General features: G+C 70.5%; 17 protein-coding genes. 8 read left to right on the top strand and 9 right to left on the bottom strand.

Features of this window, described 5'->3' with window-relative positions:
• Positions 1-5: 5 nt before the first annotated feature.
• Together EST92_RS10080 and EST92_RS10075 are read right to left on the bottom strand one after the other, a co-directional pair.
• The gene (locus EST92_RS10080; RefSeq protein WP_129244225.1) at positions 6-539 is read right to left on the bottom strand and encodes an alkyl hydroperoxide reductase; all 534 of its coding nucleotides are present in this window, start codon (positions 537-539) and stop codon (positions 6-8) included.
• A 32-nt stretch (positions 540-571) separates the two neighbouring features.
• Positions 572-1,126: a peroxiredoxin gene (locus tag EST92_RS10075; protein WP_042148025.1), complete on the bottom strand. Its 555-nt coding sequence runs from the start codon at positions 1,124-1,126 to the stop codon at positions 572-574.
• A gap of 132 nt (positions 1,127-1,258) precedes the next feature.
• Here EST92_RS10075 and EST92_RS10070 point away from each other — a divergent pair, with 132 nt between their 5' ends.
• Positions 1,259-2,218 (top strand): hydrogen peroxide-inducible genes activator, encoded by a 960-nt coding sequence (locus EST92_RS10070; RefSeq protein WP_129280599.1) that lies wholly within the window; start codon positions 1,259-1,261, stop codon positions 2,216-2,218.
• A 10-nt stretch (positions 2,219-2,228) separates the two neighbouring features.
• On the opposite strand, the gene EST92_RS10065 is transcribed toward EST92_RS10070, so the two are convergent.
• From EST92_RS10065 to EST92_RS10035, 7 genes are all read right to left on the bottom strand, one after another.
• Complete coding sequence (locus tag EST92_RS10065; protein WP_129280598.1) at positions 2,229-2,828, bottom strand: dihydrofolate reductase family protein; 600 nt, start codon at positions 2,826-2,828, stop codon at positions 2,229-2,231.
• Between the two features lie 57 nt (positions 2,829-2,885).
• On the bottom strand, positions 2,886-5,291 hold the full coding sequence (locus EST92_RS10060) for an FtsX-like permease family protein (RefSeq protein ID WP_129280597.1): 2,406 nt from the start codon (positions 5,289-5,291) through the stop codon (positions 2,886-2,888).
• An 8-nt stretch (positions 5,292-5,299) separates the two neighbouring features.
• On the bottom strand, positions 5,300-7,717 hold the full coding sequence (locus tag EST92_RS10055; RefSeq protein WP_129280596.1) for an FtsX-like permease family protein: 2,418 nt from the start codon (positions 7,715-7,717) through the stop codon (positions 5,300-5,302).
• Positions 7,714-8,403 carry an ABC transporter ATP-binding protein gene (locus tag EST92_RS10050; RefSeq protein ID WP_129280595.1) on the bottom strand — a complete coding sequence of 230 codons (690 nt, stop codon included), beginning with the start codon at positions 8,401-8,403 and terminating at the stop codon, positions 7,714-7,716. The genes EST92_RS10055 and EST92_RS10050 overlap by 4 nt, the downstream gene beginning before the upstream one ends.
• On the bottom strand, positions 8,400-8,924 hold the full coding sequence (locus tag EST92_RS10045) for a PadR family transcriptional regulator (protein WP_129280594.1): 525 nt from the start codon (positions 8,922-8,924) through the stop codon (positions 8,400-8,402). The genes EST92_RS10050 and EST92_RS10045 overlap by 4 nt, the downstream gene beginning before the upstream one ends.
• A 188-nt stretch (positions 8,925-9,112) precedes the next feature.
• A complete protein-coding gene (locus EST92_RS10040) occupies positions 9,113-9,376 on the bottom strand; it encodes a hypothetical protein (protein ID WP_129280593.1) in 264 nt (87 codons plus the stop codon).
• Positions 9,377-9,449: 73 nt separating this feature from the next.
• Positions 9,450-10,421, bottom strand: coding sequence for an SPFH domain-containing protein (locus EST92_RS10035; protein WP_129280592.1), 972 nt, complete (start codon positions 10,419-10,421; stop codon positions 9,450-9,452).
• 309 nt (positions 10,422-10,730) lie between these two features.
• On the opposite strand from EST92_RS10035, the gene EST92_RS10030 reads away from it, so the two are divergent.
• From EST92_RS10030 to EST92_RS10000, 7 genes are all read left to right on the top strand, one after another.
• On the top strand, positions 10,731-13,019 hold the full coding sequence (locus EST92_RS10030) for a transglycosylase domain-containing protein (protein ID WP_129280591.1): 2,289 nt from the start codon (positions 10,731-10,733) through the stop codon (positions 13,017-13,019).
• 196 nt (positions 13,020-13,215) lie between these two features.
• Positions 13,216-14,070 (top strand): alpha/beta hydrolase, encoded by an 855-nt coding sequence (locus tag EST92_RS10025; RefSeq protein ID WP_129280590.1) that lies wholly within the window; start codon positions 13,216-13,218, stop codon positions 14,068-14,070.
• Positions 14,071-14,093: 23 nt separating this feature from the next.
• Complete coding sequence (locus tag EST92_RS10020; protein ID WP_129280589.1) at positions 14,094-15,371, top strand: cytochrome P450; 1,278 nt, start codon at positions 14,094-14,096, stop codon at positions 15,369-15,371.
• A gap of 84 nt (positions 15,372-15,455) precedes the next feature.
• Positions 15,456-16,658, top strand: coding sequence for a ferritin-like domain-containing protein (locus EST92_RS10015; protein ID WP_254068731.1), 1,203 nt, complete (start codon positions 15,456-15,458; stop codon positions 16,656-16,658).
• Between the two features lie 49 nt (positions 16,659-16,707).
• Positions 16,708-16,968, top strand: coding sequence for an acyl carrier protein (locus EST92_RS10010; RefSeq protein ID WP_254068729.1), 261 nt, complete (start codon positions 16,708-16,710; stop codon positions 16,966-16,968).
• A 23-nt stretch (positions 16,969-16,991) separates the two neighbouring features.
• The gene (locus EST92_RS10005; RefSeq protein ID WP_254068727.1) at positions 16,992-18,641 is read left to right on the top strand and encodes an AMP-binding protein; all 1,650 of its coding nucleotides are present in this window, start codon (positions 16,992-16,994) and stop codon (positions 18,639-18,641) included.
• Entirely contained in the window at positions 18,598-19,401 is an 804-nt protein-coding gene (locus tag EST92_RS10000) for a class I SAM-dependent methyltransferase (RefSeq protein ID WP_129280587.1), read from the top strand. Before EST92_RS10005 ends, EST92_RS10000 begins: the two co-directional genes overlap by 44 nt.
• Positions 19,402-19,444: the final 43 nt, after the last annotated feature.

Genomic DNA, 19,444 nt, shown 5'->3' with positions numbered 1-19,444 from the left:
CGGAGTTACTCGGCGAGCGCGGCCTCGGCGTCCAGGGTGGCGCCGACGGCCTGCAGGACGGACGCGATCTTCACGGCCTCCTGGATCGTCTCGCGGTCCACCCCGGCCTTACGGAGCACCTGCTCGTGCGAGTCCAGGCACATGCCGCAGCCGTTGATGGCCGAGACGGCCAGCGACCACAGCTCGAAGTCGACCTTGTCCACGCCCGGGTTGCCGATGACGTTCATCCGCAGCCCGGCCCGCAGGGTGCCGTACTCCGGGTCCGACAGCAGGTGCCGGGTCCGGTAGAAGACGTTGTTCATCGCCATGATGGCGGCCGCCGACTTGGCGGCGGTGTACGCCTCGGCGGAGAGGTTGGCCTTGGCCTCCGGCTCCAGCTCGCGCAGCACCTTCGGCGAGCGCGAGGCGATCGCGCAGGCCAGGACGGTGCCCCACAGCTGCTGCTGCGGCAGGTCGCTGTTGCCGATGACCGAACCGAGGTTCAGCTTGAGGTCCTTGGCGTAGTCCGGTACGGCGGACTTCAGCTCGTCGAGAGCCATGTCGGATCAGCCTCCAGTTCGCTGGTGGAGAGTCACTCGCCCGAGAGCAGCGCGACCGGGTCGAGGGTGTCGTCGCCCTTGGACCAGTTGCAGGGGCACAGCTCGTCGGTCTGCAGGGCGTCGAGGACCCGCAGGACCTCCTTGGGGTTACGGCCCACGGAGCCGGCGGTCACCATGGTGAACTGGATCTCGTTGTTCTGGTCGACGATGAAGACGGCGCGCTGCGCGAAGCCGTCCTCGCCCTCGATGCCCAGGTCGCGCATGAGCTCGTGCTTGGAGTCGGCGAGCATCGGGAAGGGCAGGTCGGTCAGGTCCGGGTGGTCCTTGCGCCAGGCGTGGTGCACGAACTCGGAGTCGCCGGAGAAGCCGAGGACCTGGGCGTCACGGTCGGCGAACTCGTCGTTCAGCTTGCCGAACGCGGCGATCTCGGTGGGGCACACGAAGGTGAAGTCCTTGGGCCACGCAAAGACGATCTTCCACTTGCCCTCGTAGGTCTTGTGGTTGATCTGCTCGAACTCCTGGCCCTTCTCCAGCGAGACGCAGGCGGTCAGGTCGAACTCGGGGAACTTGTCACCGACAGTGAGCACGTACTCTCCTTGTTGCGCAGAAAGTCCCTTTTGGGGGCTTTCCTTGAGGCTTGGACGGGTCTCACAGTGCCACAGGAGGCATTGATCAGTGAAATAGCTAGACTGGTTGATGTTGATCGGAGGTGGTTATCAGTGGCTTCGCCGGCGAGTCAGGGCGGGCGGCCCCGCCAGCCCAGCCTGGCCCAGCTGCGGGCGTTCGCGGCGGTGGCCGAGCATCTGCATTTCCGCGAGGCGGCGGCCGAGATCGGGATGAGCCAGCCCGCGCTGTCCGGGGCGGTCTCCGCGTTGGAGGAGACCCTCGGCGTGCAGCTGCTGGAGCGTACGACGCGCAGGGTGCTGTTGTCGCCCGCGGGGGAGCGGGTGGCCGCGCGGGCCCGTGTGGTCCTGGAGGCCGTCGGGGATCTGCTGGAGGAGGCGGAGGCGGCCCGCGCGCCGTTCACGGGGGTGCTGCGGCTCGGCGTCATCCCGACCGTCGCACCGTATCTGCTGCCGGCCGTGCTGCGGCTGGTCCATGACGCCTATCCCGCGCTGGACCTCCAGGTGCACGAGGAGCAGACCGCCTCCCTCCTGGAGGGCCTGGCCCAGGGGCGGCTCGACCTGCTGCTGCTCGCCGTGCCCCTCGGGGTGCCCCAGGTCACCGAACTCCCACTGTTCGACGAGGACTTCGTCCTGGTGGCCCCCAAGGAGCACTGGCTCGGCGGCCGCGGCGACATCCCGCGCCAGGCCCTGAAGGAGCTGGATCTGCTGCTGCTCGACGAGGGCCACTGCCTGCGCGATCAGGCCCTGGACATCTGCCGGGAGGCCGGACGGGACGAGAACACCCCCGTGACGACCAGTGCGGCGGGCCTGTCCACCCTGGTGCAGCTGGTGGCCGGCGGCCTCGGGGTGACCCTGCTGCCGCGCACCGCGCTCCGGGTCGAGACCGACCGCAACGACCAGCTCACCACCGGGTACTTCGCGGACCCGGCGCCGTCGCGGACCATCGCGCTGGCCATGCGGACCGGCGCGGCACGCCAGGACGAGTTCGAGGAGTTCGCCCGCGCCCTGCGGGGCGCCCTGCGCGGCCTGCCGGTGCGGATCGCCACGGACTGAGCCCCGCGCGTCATGCCGCCGCGGGACGGGTGTACGTCAGGAAGGCCGCGCCGCTCTGCAGGAGGGTGTGCTCGGTCAGCTCCCAGGTACGCGGGTCGAAGGCGGTGCCGGGGGAGAAGAGCGGGATGCCGTGCCCCAGGGTCAGCGGGCTCAGCTTGAGGAGCAGCTGGTCGATCTCCGGGTAGAGCGCACCGGCGAGTTCGCTGCCGCCCAGCAGCCAGATGTCCTTGCCGGGCGCGGCCTTGAGCGCGCGGACCGTCGCCACCGGGTCGTCGGCCACCAGCTCCACCGCCGGGTCGGGGCGCTGCGTCATGGTCCGGGAGAAGACGAGGTGCCGCAGATGGGGGTAGGCGTCGGTGAGGCCGGCCTTGAGGCCGATCTCATAGGTGCGCCGGCCCTCCAGGACGGTGTCGAAGCGGATGTTGTCCGCGGTGATGCCGAGCGCCGACCGGGCGTGGACGGGCAGGATCTCCGGGAGCTCGGTGGCCAGGTGCCCCAGGTAGTCCTCGGGGACCTGCCAGAAGCCGTCCGGGCCGGTGGGGTCCGCACCGTCGGGCCCGGCGATGAAGCCGTCGAGTGTGGACGCGATGCAGTAGACGAGCCTGCGCATGAAGTGTCCCCCTGGGGCAGTTGGTTGGCACTGCGGTGGCGAAATGATCTCGCAGTTTCACTCCGTACGCAGCCCATCCGGCCGCATCAGGCGCCACAGCAACGGCAGACAGAGCGCGGTGACGCCCAGGACGACGGCGGCCGCGGTGCCGGTGAGGGCGAGGATGCTCCACCAGTCGGGCCGCGGCGGGCGGCCGGCCATGCGGACCAGTAGCGTGCCGAGGGCCAGCCCCCAGCCGACCGCCAGGGTCAGGCCCATGACCACCGGAACGGCCGTCTGCCACAGCACCGAGCGGCCCAGCAGGGCGCGCGGGGTGCCGAGGGCGTCCAGGGCGGACAACAGGCGGGCGCGTTCGCGGAGTTGCTCCAGGACGGTGAGCAGCAGTCCGCAGCCGATCAGCAGCAGCACGGCGGTGGCGCAGACGGTCAGGCCACTGCTGACCAGGGCGGCGGCTGCGTCGGGGCCGGGCGGGCCGGAGCGGAACACGACGGCCCGCGGGGTGATCCGGGCGGCCGCGTTGCGGACGTGTTCGATCGCGTCGGGGGTGTGCGGATCGAGTCGCAGCAGGCAGGTGAGGTCGGCGCGCGGCAGCAGCGCGGGGGGCAGCGCCTCGGGGGTGGCGAGCAGACCGCGGCCGTCGCGGCCGGGCACCGGGCGCTCGGTCCCGGCCGCGGCGCGGCGGGCGGTGCGCGGGACGGTCCAGCGGGCGGGCACCCGGTGGTCGGCGCGGCTGCCGACCGGGTTGAGCACCAGCCGTTCGCCGGGGCGGGGGGCGGCGCCGTCCGGACCCGCGACGAGGAAGACGTCCCCGGCGGAACAGGCGCCGACCGGGGCCAGTTGGCGCAGGGTGGCACAGTCGGCGACGGTCACCGGATACGGCTCGGGGTCCTCGCCCTCGCCGGCGGCCGCAGGGTCGGGGGCCGGTTGCCGGCGGGCGGGGGCGGCATGGCCGGCGACCAGCGCGTGCGCCGTACGGACGCCCGGGGCGGCGCGCAGCAGGGCGGACATCTGCCCGGCACGGGCGGTGGGCACCGCGCCGTCGTAGGCGTCCACCTCGGTCCAGGCGGCGGTGGTGGTGGTCTGCCCCGCGTCGGGCAGGCTCAAGGAGCCGGTCAGCAGCATCTGCACGGCGATCGTACCGGCCACCGCCACGGTGATCCCGCTGACCGAGCGGGTGGCCGCGGTGCTGCTCAACTGGAGCCGCCGCACCGCAAGATGCCACGACTGGCTGCCGCCTGCCGTGCCGTTCAGCCGGGCCACCACGGCGTCCAGCAGCCAGGGCAGCACGGCCGCCACCCCCAGCAGCAACAGTGCCGTGCCGAGGATCAACCGGACGCTCGCGGCATCGCCGGAACCCGGCACGCCGATCGCCCGCGGCAGCAGCAGCGCCACCCCGGCGGCCGGCAGCAGCAGGCGCCACCACAGCCGGCGGCGCGGCGGGCGGGCGGCGCGGGTGACGCCCAGCGGCTCCACGGTGACCCGGCGCATGGTGAACAGCGCGCTGCCGACCGCGCACAGCGGCACGGCCGGCACCACGAGGGCGGTCACCCGCGCGTCGGGGACCACGTCGGAGGGGAAGACGCCGAGGCCGAACAGGGAGATCCCGGCGAGCGGGACCCGGCCGGCCAGGAAGACGGCGGCGCCGGTGAGCAGCCCGAACAGCGCACCGGCCAGCGCCTCGCCCGCGGCGATCCGCCGGGTCGTGGCCCGGCCGGCGCCCACCAGCCGCAGCGCGGCGAGCCGCCGGTCGCGGCGCTCCCCGCCGAACCGCACCGCGGTCGCGAGGAACACGGCGACGGGGACGAGCAGCGCGACACAGCTCACCAGCAGGAGCAGCACCGTCGGCGCACCGGGCCGGAACGGCTCCCCGTGGTCGCCGAACGCGGTGATCCGCTCGACCCCGAAGCCGGGCCTCCGCAGGGCGTCACTGCCCTGGTAGAAGAGGAGTTCGCCGGGGTGGGTGAGGCCCTCGTCGCGGATCGTGGCGGTGATCCGCAGGTGGGGGAAGCGGTCCTTGAGCAGCCTGCCCGCGGGCGAGCGGAGCAGGTCCCCGAGGGCGGGGGAGACGGCCAGTTCACCGGGGCCCGGCAGCCGCGACAGGCCCGGCGGGACCGGCGCATGCGGTCCTTCGGCCATGACGATCCGGCCCGGCACCGGCAGATCGCGGAAGGCGGTGTCGGCCGGCGCGGTCAGCAGCGACCGGTCCGAGGGGCCGGCCCCTTGCGCGGCAGGGACGACGGACCGCGCCCGGTGCCGCTCCTGCGCGCCGTTCAGCAGGTGCGGGACGGAGGCCGCCACCAGCAGTACGGCGACGCCCAGGCCGACGCCGAGCGCGGTCAGGGCCGTACGGATCCAGCCCTCGCGGCCGCCGGTGACGGCGAACCGGGCGCCCATGGCGAGGTCGGCACACCAACGGCGGGCGGCGTGGCGCCGGTCGGGCGCCGGACGGGACCGGCCGGACATCGCGCGGCTCACTCCGTCCGGAGCCCGTCGGGGCGCATCATCCGCCACAGCGGTGGCAGGCTCAACGCCGTCACGAAGAGGATCACCGCGCCGCCGATGCCGGTGATCCCGGCCACCACCGGCCAGTTCACCATCACCGCGCTGTCGATCATCGTCAGCACCAGCGCGCCCAGCGCCAGCCCGGTGCCCAGCGCCAGGCCCAGCCCGAGCACGACCGGCACGGCGGTCTGCCACAGCACCGACCAGCCCAGGGTGGCCCGGCGGGTGCCGTGGGCATCGAGGGCGGACAACAGCCGGCGGCGCTCGTGGAGCTGCTCGACGGTGGAGATGATCAGGCCCGAGCCGATCAGCAGCAGCGTCACGACGGCGCCCGCGAACAGCCCGTCGAGGATGCTGGCGTACTGCGCGTCATGCGGATTGTCGACCGCGGAGACCTCGTTCATCGTCGGGTCGATGCGGGCGGCGGTGTTGCGGATGTGCTCCACCGCGTCCGGGGTGGAGCGGTCGAAGACGACCTGGAACTCCGTGGTGGGGTCGTTGAGCTTGTCGACGTCGAGCGCGGACGGGGTGACCAGCAGGTCGTGGACGACGCGGTCGGGGCTGGGCCGGTGCGCGAGCAGCGGGACAGTACGGGCGGTGCGGGGGACCGTCCAGGGGTGCGGCCGCACCGCCTCGTACGCGTCCCTCGGCGGGCTCAGGTCGAGGGTCGCACCGGGGGCGACGGCGCCCTCGCGGCTGGTGGTGGTGAACACGGAGCCGTCGTGGCAGGAGCCCAGCCGGGCCAGGGTGCGCAGTTCGGCGCAGCTGGCGACGGTGACCGTCGTGCGGGCGGCGTCCTCCGGGCGCCCGGGCGGGTGGGGCAGCGGGCCGACCAGGGCGTCGACCGTGCCGCGGGCCGCGGTCACCCCCGGGGTGGCGCGCAGCGCGGTGAGCGCCCGCTGGGTCTGCGGCCAGTCCCTGGCGTTGGCCCACAGGCTGAGCCGCGGCTCCTTGCCGGACTCCGCGTACGCCCGGGTGTAGCCGGCCTGCATCCCGGTCATCAGCATGTGGATCGCGATGGCGCCGGCCACCGCGACGGTGATCCCGCTGACCGCGCGGGTGGCCGAGCCGCTGCTCAACTGGAGGCGGCGAATGGCGAGTTGCCAGGAGACCGGGCCGCGGTGCAGCCGGCCGACCACCGCCTGCACCAGCCAGGGCAGCAGCGTGGTGACCCCCAACAGCAGCAGCATCGCCCCGGTCGCGAGGCCGAGGGTGTGCAACGGGGTGTCGGTCCACGGCCGTTCCCGGCTCAGCGGCACCAGCACCAGGGCGCCCACGGCGGGCAGCGCCACCCGCCACCACAGCCGGCGGCGCACCGGCGGGCGGTGGCGGACGAGGCCCAGCGGCTCGACGGTGACGCCGCGCTGGGCGAACAGCGTCACCAGGACCGCCGCCGCCGGCACCAGCACGGCGATCAGCGCCGCGGCGAGCGGACCGGGCGCCACGTCCGAGGGGAAGACGTTGATGTCCCACAGCGTGACCACCGGGGCGAGCTGCCGCCCGGCGAGGAACAGCGCCCCGCCCGCCACCAGCCCCAGCAGCGAACCGAACAGCACCTCACCGGCGGCGATCCGGCGGGTGGTGCGGACATCGGCGCCGACCAGCCGGATCGCGGCCAGCCGGCGTTCCCGGCGCTCGTTGCCGAACCGTACGGAGGTGCCGATGAAGACCATCACCGGCGTCAGCAGCGCCACACACGTCATGATCACCAGGAGCACGGTGGGCGCCCGCATCGGCGGCGGGTTCCAGTCCTTGCCGAAGTGGTCGATGCGGTAGCCGTCGGCCGCGGCGAGGGTGACGGGCCGGGCGACGTAGGTGAGTTCGCCGGGGCCGAGCAGGCCGGCGTCGCCGATGGTGCCGGCCACCCGGTAGTCCAGCCGCCGGCGCAGCAGGCCGGCCCGGGGGGAGTCCAGCAGCTTCTTCAGCGCCGGGGAGACCAGCATCCGGCCGGGGCCGGGGAGCCGGTCGACGCCGGGCGGTACGGGGGGATGCGCGCCGTCCGGGCGCACCAGCCGGCCGCGGATCGGGGTGCCGTGGAAGACGGTGTCCGCCGAGGCGTAGCGCAGGGTGTCGTCGGCGGCGCGCGGCGGGTGGGCCTGGCCCAGGTTCTCGCGGGCCTTCTCCCGGCCGTGCAGGGTGTCGAGCACGCCCGGCACGGAAGCCCCGAGCAGCAGGACGGCGACGCCCAGGGCGACACCGGTGGCCGTCAGTGCCGTACGGATCCAGCCCTCGCGGCCGCTGCCGGCCGCGAACCGTATCCCCAGCGCGAGGTCGCGGGCCCAGGCGGCGGGGCCGGGGTGCGGTGCGCCGGGCGCGGTGGGTGCGGGGCGGTCACGGTTGCCGGTGCGCCCGCCGGCTGCGGTGGCGCGCGGGCGCGGCAGGCTCACCGCAAACCCGCCAGGATGTCCTTCACCGTGCCGTCGCGGACCACGATCTCCCGGTCGGAGTAGGCGGCGACCCGGGCCTCGTGGGTGACCAGGACGACCGCGGCGTTGGTGTCCCGGGCGGCGCCGGTCAGCAGGCCGAGGACGCGTTCGCCGTTGAGCGAGTCCAGGGCGCCGGTGGGCTCGTCCGCGAAGATGACCCGCGGGCCGGTGACGAGCGCGCGGGCGACCGCGATCCGCTGGCCCTGGCCGCCGGATATCTCACCGGGCCGCTGGGCCGCCGCCCCGTCCACCTCCAGCCGCTCCAGCCACTCGCGGGCCTGCCGCTCGGCCTCCTTGCGCCGGGTGCCGTTCAGCCGCAGCGGCAGCGCGACGTTCTCCAGGCCGGTCAACTCCGGTACCAGCTGGCCGAATTGGAAGACGAAGCCGAAGTCGGTGCGGCGCAGGGCGCTGCGCCGGGCGTCGCTGAGCGCGGTCAGCTCGTGCGGGCCGTAGCGGACGGTGCCGGCGTCCGGGCGGACGATCCCGGCGAGACAGTGCAGCAGGGTCGACTTGCCCGAGCCGGAGGGGCCCATGACGGCGACGACCTCGCCGGGGTGGACGGAGAACTCCACGCCGTCGAGTGCCGGCGTGGCCCCGTAGGTCTTGTACAGCCCCTCCGCCGCGAGGAGGGAGCCCTCGGGCGTCATACGCGGACCGCTTCGGCGAGCTTGTCCAGCCGGGCGGCGGTCAGCTCCAGCCAGCGCAGATCGGCTTCGAGGTGGAACAGCGCATGGTCGCAGATCAGCTGGTCGGCGAGGTCGCCGGTGCGCTTGCGCTCGGTCAGTCCGCGCATCAGCCGCAGGTGCTCGGCGCGCTGGGTGTCCAGGAGTTCGGCGGCGTCGCGCCCGGTCAGCAGCGCCAGGACGACCTTGGTGAAGAGCGTCGACTGGAGGTAGGGCTCGGGCTTCTCCGGGCGGGCCAGCCACTGGGCGACATCGGTGATCCCGGCGTCCGTGATCGCGTACCGCTTGCGCTCCGGGCCCGCGCCGGCCTCCACCGCGTCCACCTCGACCAGGCCGTTCTTCAGCAGCCGCGACATCGTGGAGTAGACCTGCCCGTAGTGGAGCGGGCGGTCCTGGCCGAAGTGCGCGTCGAAGGCTCGCTTGAGGTCGTAGCCGTGGCGGGGGCCGGACTCCAGGAGACCCAGCAGCGTATGACCGATTGACATGCCGACCACCTTACTCGGAGGTGTGTCGCGGGTGTATACGTGCGTTGTATAGGGGACGGCCGGGCCCGCGTCCGCCGGCCCTCGCCCCGCCGCTCCGGCGTCGTCACCGGCGGGCCGGCGGACCGGCGGCGCTCACGCGGCGCTGCTCCGGCGTCGTCACGGCGTCGTCACCGGCGGACCGGCGCCGCTCAGTCCCCCGCCTCCTTGGGCGGGCGCCCCCGCCGCGGGATCGCCCCCGCTCCCCGGGGCAGCCGCCCCGCGTCCGACAGCGCCTTGCGCAGCAGGAACTCGATCTGCGCGTTGGCGCTGCGCAGTTCGTCGCCGGCCCAGCGCGTCAGCGCGTCATGGATCAGTGGGTCCAGCCGCAGCAGCACCTGCTTGCGCTGCTGCGGCCTCGCGCGGGGAGCCGGCTCGCTCCCCGCGCCGGACTCCTCGGGGGTGGGGGTGCTCATGCCCAAGCCTCGTTTCGCTCGGCCTCGCCGGCGCCCGGCGGGCACCGTACGGCGTGCGCGCCGAGCAACTCGCTCACTGGTACAGGGAGCCCGTGTTCAGGACCGGCTGGGCGGCCCGGTCACCGCACAGCACCACCATCAGATTGCTCACCATGGCCGCCTTCCGCTCCTCGTCCAGCTCGACGATGCCCTGCTGACTGATCCGGTCCAGCGCCTGCTCGACCATGCCCACCGCACCTTCGACGATCTGCTGCCGGGCCGCGACCACCGCGCCGGCCTGCTGCCGCTGAAGCATCGCGGAGGCGATCTCGGGGGCGTAGGCGAGGTGGCTGAAGCGGGCCTCGATGATCCGTACGCCGGCGGCCTGGACCCGGGCGGTCAGTTCGAGGGCGAGCTTCTCGGTGATCTCCTCGGCGTTGCCGCGCAGCGACAGGGCGTCCTCGTCGTGCGCGTCATAGGGGTACTCGATCGCGATGTGCCGCACGGCCGCCTCGGCCTGGGTGGCGACGAACTCCAGGAAGTCGTCGACCTCGAAGAGCGCCTGGGCGGTGTCCTCGACGTGCCAGACGATGATCGAGGCCAGCTCGATCGGGTTGCCGTACGCATCGTTGACCTTCAGGACCGCGGTCTCGTGGTTGCGCACCCGGGTGGAGATCCGCCGGGCGGTGGTCAGCGGGTTGACCCAGCGCAGTCCGTCGGTGCGGATGGTGCCGGCGTACCGCCCGAAGAGCTGGAGGACCCGGACCTCGCCGGGCGCGACCATCTTCACGCCGGTCATGCAGAAGAGCGAGCCGAACAGCAGCAGGACGCCGGCGATGACCGTCGGCGCGGCGGCGGTGTCGTTGCCGCCGGAGCCGAGTATCCCGCCGACGGAGATCACGGCGATGCCCAGCGCGACCCCGAGGACGGTCAGCAACAGGGCGACGCCGCCCGGGATGCTGTGCGCCGTGACCTCGCGGACCTGCGGGCGGGGCATCTCGGGAGCGTCGACGGCGAGCTCGCCGTCGGGGTCGGCGGTCTGGCCGGCCGTGGTGTGTTCGGACATGAGAATCCCCGTTTCTCCAGGTGCGGCACGTGATGTCTGCCGCATTGGACGATGTCACAGTTCTAGCAAAGTGATAGCACTTTAGCGCGCGCTGAGGCGGGCGTCCAGGGGAGGTGCGGAGCCAGGTCACCCGCAAGATCCCAGGTGAGAGAGCGACGACGCAGAACACCCACCCTGAGGTTCCGTCCTTTGCGGGTGCTGTTTGTCACGTCAGGAATAGCCATGATCGATGAGTATTTGTTGACAGATGCGGTGTTAGCTTCGACAGCTGGATTAGCTGGGGGCGGAACGACTGGAGTTGCTGAAGCGATGGGCCGAGCGGAAGCGAGACGGGCGCGACAGGGGAGCGCCCGCCGGGCCAAACGTACGGAGAAGAAGTCCGGCATACGCCGCCTCTTCACCTGGAAGAAGATCCTCGGAGCGTTCCTCGGGGCGTGCCTGCTGGGCATCCTCGGCTTCGTCGGGCTGTACCTGTACGTGGACGTGCCGACCGACGGCAACGCGGACGCCAAGCTCCAGAGCAACGTCTACAAGTACTCCGACGGCAAGGTGATGGCCCGCGTCGGCCGCCTCAACCGTGAGAACGTCGCGCTCAACCGAATACCCAAGGACGTGCAGCGCAGCTTCGTCGCCGCCGAGAACAAGACCTTCTACCAGGACTCCGGCGTCGACCTGAAGGGCACCCTGCGCGGCATCTTCAACACGCTGCGGGGACAGGGCAAGCAGGGTGGCTCGACGATCACCCAGCAGTACGTCAAGAACTACTACCTGAGCCAGGAGCAGACGGTCAGCCGCAAGCTCCAGGAGATCGTCATCTCGCTCAAGGTGGACAACAAGCTGGGCAAGGACAAGATCCTCGCCGGCTACATCAACACCAGCTACTACGGCCGCGGCGCCTACGGCATCCAGGCCGCCGCCCAGGCGTACTTCCGCAAGGACGTCGAGAAGCTCACCGTCTCGGAGGGCGCCTACCTCGCCTCGCTGCTCCAGGCGCCGAACCAGTACGACTGGACCCTGGCGAGCCCGGCCGGCAAGAAGCGGGTCCAGGAGCGCTGGGCGTACACCCTCAACAACATGGTCGAGATGCACTGGCTCTCGCCGCAGGAGCGCGCCAAGCAGAAGTTCGAGATACCCAAGGACCCCAAGCCGCTGCCGGGTCTGACGGGTCAGTCCAGCTACCTCGTGACCGAGGCCAAGAAGGAACTCTTCGCCCAGGGCGTGGACGAGAAGCAGTTCGAGGCCGGCGGCTGGACGGTCACCCTCGGCATCGACCGCAAGAAGCAGAAGGACCTGGAGAAGGCCGTCCAGCGCAAGCTCACCGACGACCTCGACCCCAAGACCCGCAAGGTCGACGCGGACGCCCAGCTCGGCGCCACCTCGGTGGACCCCAAGACCGGCCACATCGTCGCGATGTACGGCGGCGCGGGCTACCCGAAGCACTACACCAACAACGCCACGCGCGCCGACTACCAGCCGGCGTCGACGTTCAAGCCGCTGATCCTCGCCTCCGCGATGGAGAACAACGCGACCACCACGAACGGCGTGCCGATCACCCCCAACACGGTCTACGACGGCCACAACCGCCGTCCGGTCGTCGGCGGTGACATCCCCTTCGCCCCGCCCAACGAGGACGAGGCGCAGTACGGCAACATCTCCGTCCAGACGGCGACCAACAACTCCGTCAACGCGGTCTTCGCGCAGATGGGCGCCGACGTCGGCCTGGACAAGGTCAAGCAGACCGCGGTCAGCTTGGGCATGGACGGCTCCAGGATGGACGTCAAGCCGGCCATGACGCTGGGCACCATGGGCGCCAGCCCGCTCCAGATGGCCGGTGCCTACGCCACCCTCGACAACCACGGCAAGAAGGTCACCCCGACGCTGGTCACCGAGGCCACGCACAGCGTCAACGGTGCCGAGGTCAAGCTCCCGCTCAAGAAGCCGATCGGCGACCAGGTCCTCTCGCGGAAGACCGCCGACACCCTCACCTCCGTGCTGACCGGCGTGGTCAACGACGGCACCGCCTCGCAGGCCGTGAAGAACACCGCCTACAGCGCGGCCGGCAAGACCGGCACCTCCGACGACAACAAGTCGGCCTGGTTCGTGGGCTACACGCCCAAGCTGGTCACCGCGGTCGGCATGTTCGGCGAGTCGCCCAAGGGCGGCGCCCAGGTCACCCTCAAGGGCACCGGAGGCGGCGGCCGGGTCAACGGCGGCGGCTACCCGGCCCGGGTGTGGGCGGACTACACCGAGGCCGCGCTGAACGGCAACCCCGGCCCGGACTTCGACCTGGACGCGACCCTCGGCGCCGGGGTGCCGCCGACGCCCACGCCGACGCCGAGCGACACCCCCTCGCCCAGCGCGTCGCCGAGCGAGAAGCCGAGCAAGTCGCCCTCGCCCACCCCGTCGAAGCCGAGCACACCGCCCAGCACCCCGCCGAGCGGACGCCCCTCGGACGACCCGTCCACCCCGACCGGCGGCACCAGTGCGGACCCGCCGAACGGCGGGACGCAGGGCGGTGACGCGGGCGGCGACACCGCGGGCGGCACCACCGACGGCACGGGCGGGAACAAGGTCAACAGCATGCCGGGCTTCAACTAGGTGTGGTGAAAGGGCAGCTGCCGGAACAACGACGGACGCTCGTCGGTGTCCGGCGGCTGCTCTTCGGACACTTTCCCCGCACACCGATGTCACGGTCTTGTTGACCTTGCACGCGGTCGCTACCCTGATCGAGTAGACAGCGGTGGGGTACTCATGGAATTTCCCGTCGATACGCCTGTATCGAGAAGGGAGATTGATGCGGAATCACTTCGTTGAAGCTTCCAACGGAGTCTGCTACGCCTATCGGCGCTTTGGTGACGGTCCGCAGACTCCGTTATTGCTGCTTTCCCATTTCCGCGCCAACCTCGATATGTGGGACCCGCTGTTGATCAGCGAGATCGCGGCCGAACGGCCGGTTCTCCTGGTGGACAACGCGGGTATCGGACTTTCCGGCGGCACAACCCCGCACACCGTGGAAGAGATGGCGCGGCACATCCACGCTTTCATACGGGCCCTTCAGCTCACCGAGGTGGATCTGCTCGGATTCTCCATCGGTGGTTACGTCGCCCAAGAAGTGGCGCTCCACCACCCCCACCTGGTACGGCGCGTGATCCTGGCCGGCACGGCACCACGCGGCACCGGCGGGGATCTCGCACTCGGCGGACGGGCCCACACCTCCGCCACCAAGGAGGTGCTCGGCCCCAAAGACCTCCTGTTCCTTTTCTTTCCGGCGAATCCTGCCGGTCGCGAGAAGGGAGTCGACTTCATCCGCCGGCTCGGTCAGCACCGGCCGGACCCGGATCGGAGCGTCAGCCGGTCGGCCTGGCAGGCGCAGATCGCGGCGGCAACGGCGTGGGGGCTTCCGGATCCGGGAGCCCTGACCGAACTCGCGCGGATGACACAGCCCACGCTGGTGGCGCACGGAGCACTCGACGTCATGGTCGATCCCGAGAAGGGGCGACTCCTGGCCGCACACCTACCGAATGCGGTCATGCGGGTCTTCCAGGACGCCGGCCACGCGTTTCTCTTTCAAAATCCAGAAGAATTCGCTGCCATTGTCCGTCAATTCCTCGGCGCTGCTTCCTCGGATGATGCGAGCGCCGCACCGTGACGCGATGCCGGAACAGGAGCGCCGTGGACGCTGACACCGCATCAACCCACCAGCCACCGTGCCCGTTCGTCCTGGATGTCAAGGGCACCGACCAGCACGCCGAAAACGCGCGCCTGCGGGCAGCGGGCCGGGCAGTGCGGGTGGAGTTACCCGGTGGGGTACAGGCTTGGGCGATTCCCCACCACGACGACCTCCGGAAGGTGCTGACCGACCCCCGAGTGGCCAAGGGAATAGAGCATTGGGGCGCGATGGCGCGCGGCGAAGTGCCGGACGGCTGGCCGCTGATCGGCTTCGTCGCCACCAACAGCGTGATCAACTCGCACGGTGCGAAACACCGCCGATTACGTGGCTTGGTGGATCAGGCGCTGACGCCCGCGCGTGTCGAGGCCATGCGCCCTCACGTGGAGGCACTCGTGGCCTCGCTGCTCGATCGGCTGGCCGGTCGGCCGGCGGACCGGCCGGTGGACCTGCGTTCCCTGTTCGCCTACCCGATTCCGACCACCGTGATATCGGACCTGCTCGGCATCCCGAAGCGGAAGAGGCGCACGCTGCACGTGCTCACCGGTGTGCAGACACGCACCAACAATTCACCGGAACAGGTGGTGGAGATCGACGGACACATCAATGATCTCCTGCACGACATCATTGCGGAACGGCGTGCTGCGCCGCAGAACGATCTGATCAGCTCGCTGATCGAGGCGACCCTGAGCGATGACGATCGATTGAGCGAGGAAGAACTCGTCGGCACGGTGCTTTTGATGTTCTTCGCAGGGCACCAGAGCATCATCAACGTCATCGTGAACGCCTCCCATGCTCTGCTCACCCATCCTGAGCAGCTTGCTCTGGTGCGGTCCGGGCAGTGGCCGTGGAGCGCGGTGGTCGAGGAGACGATGCGCTGGAACGGCGCGGTCAACCAGTTCCCGATGCGCTACCCGCTCGAAGACATCGAGATCGGCGGAACAGTGATCAAGAAGGGCGAGGCCATTCTGTCCTCCTTCGGATCAGCCGGCCGGGATCCCGCCCAGCACGGCCCCGACGCCGGCGAGTTCGATATCCGGCGGCGACAGGCCGGGCATCTCGGATTCGGTCACGGTCCCCATTTCTGCGTCGGGGTCCACCTCGCACGCCTGCAGTTGGAGACCGCGCTGGCAGGGTTCTTCAGCCGTTTCCCGCACGCATCCCTGGCGACCCCGGAGCAGCAGTGGAATCCGACCCCCGTCCCGTCGTTCGTCAGCAACAGCCTCGAATGTCTTCCCGTGCTGCTCGGCCCGGCGGCGGCGCCGGATCCGGCGTCAAGGTGATGGCCCGCATGTCCCGTTCCCTTCCCCCGACAGGTGTGCCCGATCCACGTGCGCACCCTGTCGACGTGCCCGGAAAGGATCGCCGTGAGTGGTGATACCCGCATAGCGTTGTTGGGGCTTTCCCCGGATGCCTCGACCGCCGAGGAGATGGTCTTGCCGAGGTTCGGCAGGATCACCGTGGACCGGCCGGAGCGAGCGGACTGGGAGCGGTACCTGCACGAGTTGGATCCGCAGGCCGACCTCGGCGTGGTGTACGTCGGCGCGGAGGCGTCGGCGCTGTCGGCGGTTCGCGATCTGAGGTCCGTCGGCAGGTTCGACCGGACCAGGGCGTATGTGGTCGATCCGGGTGCCGGTGGCCCCGTCCCGGGCTGGTTCGAGACCTGGGACGTCGAGGATGCCGTCCCGCCTTCGGCCGTGGGCGAGGAGGGTATCGGCCAGTCGGCCGAACTGGCCATGCGCGCTCACCGCGCCTTGATGAGGGACGAGTTGTACACCCACTTCTACCTCGACATGACATTCAACAAGATATTCGACTGGTTCGAGACCACGAGGTGGGACTGGAACGAGGTCGATCTCGGCACGATCGACCGCACCATGCTGAGCGAGCGTGACGTGGATTTCCTGACCGAAGCGGCGGTCATCGAATTCGGGACCCTGCCCGGGGCCCACAACTTCCTGCGCGAGTGGCAGGACGAGGCCAGCTTCTCTTCGTGGGTGTTGATGTGGGGCGCCGAGGAAGCCAGGCACTCGCTCGTCCAGGCACGGTATCTCGATCGCATCGGCGTCAAAGTGCGCTCCAAGCACGCCCTTTACAAGCGAGAGCCGTATCCGCAGGGCGATGTCCGCGCCGCGACCCTCATGATGAACGTGATCTCCGAGGCCCGCGCGTCGGCACTCTACAAGGCACTGTCCGCGCAGGTCCCCGAACCCGTCATCAGGAGAATCTGGAAACTGCTGGGCAGGGACGAGGCGCGGCACTGCCGGGCATTCTCGGTGTTCATGCGAGAGCTCTGTGACGGGAATGCGGCGAATCAGGTTGCCGCGCTGCGCATGGCGTACATCTGGTTGGCCGACCGGCGCAACGGAATCAAGCACCCGGCCGGCGTGTTCTATCCACATTCGACGTCCACCGACGGCATCAGAAGGATCGAGACCATTCAGCGCGACGCTGTGGACGCCGCCGACGCCACCGCGATGTCGATCATCAGGCTCATGGTCGACGACGACTCGCTGGAGACGCCGCGCGACATCAAGGCGAAGCTGCGCAGCATGGCTCGCCGGTCCTAGGCCCTGGCGTCACATTCCCGCCTGCCCGTTCAGGAAAGGAATTCACGAGGTGGACACGGAGAATTCGGTTCGGCACTTCGTTGCGCATCGTCTGGGGATATCCGACGAGGAGGTGGCGGTGGACGTCGATCTGCGCTCGCTGCCCCGGTTCGACTCGATACATGCGCTGCAGATCGTCCTTGACGTCGAGGAGCACTTCGATATCGAGGTCGAGGACCACGTCGTCTTCGAGGTGCGGACGGTGCGGGAGTTCGCCGCCGTGATCGACCAGATCGTGACCGTCGAGGCCGACTCGGCCGTCTCGTCGTGAGCCTTGTCGAGGGTCTCGGAAGAGTGGCCGGGCGCCGCTCCGGTCATGGTGTACACATAGTGCGCCGAGGTCGGGAAGTCGCCGCGCTCAGCTTCCGCGACCTGTACCAGCAGGCGGGGAGGGTCGCGACCGGTCTGCTGGCCCGCGGTGTGGTGCCCGGCGATCGCGTGGCGGTGGTGCTGCCCACGTCCGTGGAGTTCGTCAGGGCCTTCTTCGGCGTGCTGGCTGCCGGAGCCGTGGCGGTGCCGCTGCCCGCACCCGCTCCCTTCAGTTCGCCGCGAACCTACCTCCGCCGTACCACGACGGCGCTGCGTCAGTCACGCGTGCGACTCGTCCTGACCAGCGAGTCGATCGCCCCGGTGCTGACTCGGGCGAGGCCGACGGCGTCCGGCCCGGCCGCGGTGGTCGACGTGCGAGGCCTCATGGCGGAGAAGGCGACGTTCGTGGATCGGGCGGACTCGGATGAAGCCTTGGTCCAGTACACGTCGGGGACGAGCAGCGATCCGCGGGGGGTGGTACTCAGCCACGGCAACGTGGCCGCCGGGGTGCACGCCATCGCGTCGGGCACCCGCCTGACGGACGCGGATATCGGGTGCAACTGGCTGCCGCTCTTTCACGACATGGGCCTGATCGGTTCCTTCCTCACGCCGGCCCTGCACGATGTCGACATCCATCTGCAGCCGCCGGAGGAGTTTCTCCGTGATCCCGTGAACTGGCTGCGCACGATCACCCGGGTCCGCGCCACTTTCACCATGGCGCCGGATTCTGGGTACCGGTACGCGCTGCAGCGCACCGGACCCGAGGCCGTGGGCGACCTGGACCTGTCGGCCTGGCGGATCGCGGTGAACGGTGCGGAACCAGTGGACGAGCGGTTGCAGCGGGCGTTCATCCGGCGCTTCGCCCGGGCCGGTCTTGCGGAGACCGTATTCCTGCCGGCGTACGGGCTCGCCGAGGCCACGTTGGCGGTCACGTTCCCGCCGCTCGGCCGGCCCACGAAGACGCTCCGGGTGTCCCGTGAGGCGCTGGGCCGAGGGCGCTGCGAAGCAGTGACGGGCACCCCGGGCGCCTGCCGGGAACTGGTGTCGGTGGGCCGACCGGTTGCCGGGATGGAGGTCCGGCTCGTCGGTGCACAGGCCGAACCGCTCGGAGATGGTCTCGTGGGTGAGATCCAGGTCCGCGGCGCTTCGGTCACGGCCGGCTACGAGCGTCATCCCGAAGCGACCCGGCAGGTGGCTCGTCCAGGCGGCTGGGTCGCCACGGGTGACCTCGGGGTCCGGCACGAGGAAGAGCTCTACATCGTCGGGCGCAGCAAGGAGACGGTCATCGTCTTCGGGGCGAACCACTACGCGAGTGACATCGAATCGGTGGTCCGGGACGCCGTCGGCCCTCGTGTGCACGGTGTGCTGGCTCATCAGGCCGAGGGGCACGACAGCAGCGGGCTGGGCTTGATCGTCGAATCCCACGAGCGGGCGCCGGCGGCTCAGGACAGCATGTCCGCTCGCATACGTTCCGCGCTCTCTGCCGAACTCGGCATCACGGCCACCGACATCACGTTCGTCGGTCGTGGAAAGATCCCTCGGACATCGAGCGGGAAGATACTTCGGCGAAGTGGGGTGGAGGTGGACGAGCGTGGTGTCGCAGACAGGCGCAGCCGAATACTTCTTCAGAAGTGACCTGCCCGACGCGAGTCGTCGGGTGGCCGTGATGGAGCTGACGTACGACGACACGAGTATCAGTCGGCTCAACCGTATAGGCGTCCGAACGGGATGGTCCTGTTTGGACGCCGGGGCCGGTGGCGGCTCGATCGCGCGGTGGCTGAGCGAACAGGTCGGGCCGAACGGGCACGTGACCGCGACCGAGCTGGACGTGAGCGAACTGGTGGACGTCGGGTCCGACGCCATCGACGTTGTCCAATCGGACCTTCGCACCGATCCGTTGCCACGGGCGGCCTTCGATCTGGTGCACACGCGTCTGGTGCTGGGGCACATCCGTGAACGTGAAGACGTCCTCAAAAAGCTGATCGACGCGGTAGCTCCCGGCGGCTACCTGTTCCTGGAAGAGGCGGACTGGTTCGCGTCCGCAGCTCTGGGCCCACAGCTGCACAGGGACGTGATGGCAGCCGCCATGACGTCCGCGGAGTCCAACGGGTTCGCGGCGCGCTGGGGGCGGCAATTGCCGGAGCTGTACCGTGCGCACGGTCTTGAGAACATCGTGGTCGACTGCGACGTCCCCCTCCATGAGAGCGGTTCACCCGGGATGGAGTGGCTGCGCATCACGTTCCAGCTGTTGAACGGCAGCGCCAACCCGTTGGCGATCGCAGCCCCTCGGTTCGAGGAGTGGCAGCGCATGGCCGGTCGGCCCGGTGAGTGGTGCGCCGGCATGGGCACGATCGGGATCTGGGCTCAGGTGCCCGACGCTCCGTCGGTGAACTAGGGCCTGTCGTCCGGGCCTGGACGGGCCGGCGGGGTAAGCGGAA

The sequence above is a fragment of the Streptomyces sp. TM32 genome (genome assembly GCF_004122755.1).
Taxonomy (GTDB): Bacteria; Actinomycetota; Actinomycetes; order Streptomycetales; family Streptomycetaceae; genus Streptomyces; species Streptomyces sioyaensis.
Note: the sequence above shows the minus strand (reverse complement) of the source record. Positions and strands in the feature narration are given on the sequence as shown.

What these genes read in the sequence shown, in the direction of transcription:
- EST92_RS10040 (WP_129280593.1), bottom strand. Translation starts at nt 9,376, where the DNA reads ATGAGCACCCCCACCCCCGAGGAGTCCGGCGCGGGGAGCGAGCCGGCT.
- EST92_RS10050 (WP_129280595.1), bottom strand. Translation starts at nt 8,403, where the DNA reads ATGACGCCCGAGGGCTCCCTCCTCGCGGCGGAGGGGCTGTACAAGACC.
- EST92_RS10025 (WP_129280590.1), top strand. Translation starts at nt 13,216, where the DNA reads ATGCGGAATCACTTCGTTGAAGCTTCCAACGGAGTCTGCTACGCCTAT.
- EST92_RS10045 (WP_129280594.1), bottom strand. Translation starts at nt 8,924, where the DNA reads ATGTCAATCGGTCATACGCTGCTGGGTCTCCTGGAGTCCGGCCCCCGC.
- EST92_RS10035 (WP_129280592.1), bottom strand. Translation starts at nt 10,421, where the DNA reads ATGTCCGAACACACCACGGCCGGCCAGACCGCCGACCCCGACGGCGAG.
- EST92_RS10030 (WP_129280591.1), top strand. Translation starts at nt 10,731, where the DNA reads ATGGGCCGAGCGGAAGCGAGACGGGCGCGACAGGGGAGCGCCCGCCGG.
- EST92_RS10060 (WP_129280597.1), bottom strand. Translation starts at nt 5,291, where the DNA reads ATGTCCGGCCGGTCCCGTCCGGCGCCCGACCGGCGCCACGCCGCCCGC.
- EST92_RS10080 (WP_129244225.1), bottom strand. Translation starts at nt 539, where the DNA reads ATGGCTCTCGACGAGCTGAAGTCCGCCGTACCGGACTACGCCAAGGAC.
- EST92_RS10065 (WP_129280598.1), bottom strand. Translation starts at nt 2,828, where the DNA reads ATGCGCAGGCTCGTCTACTGCATCGCGTCCACACTCGACGGCTTCATC.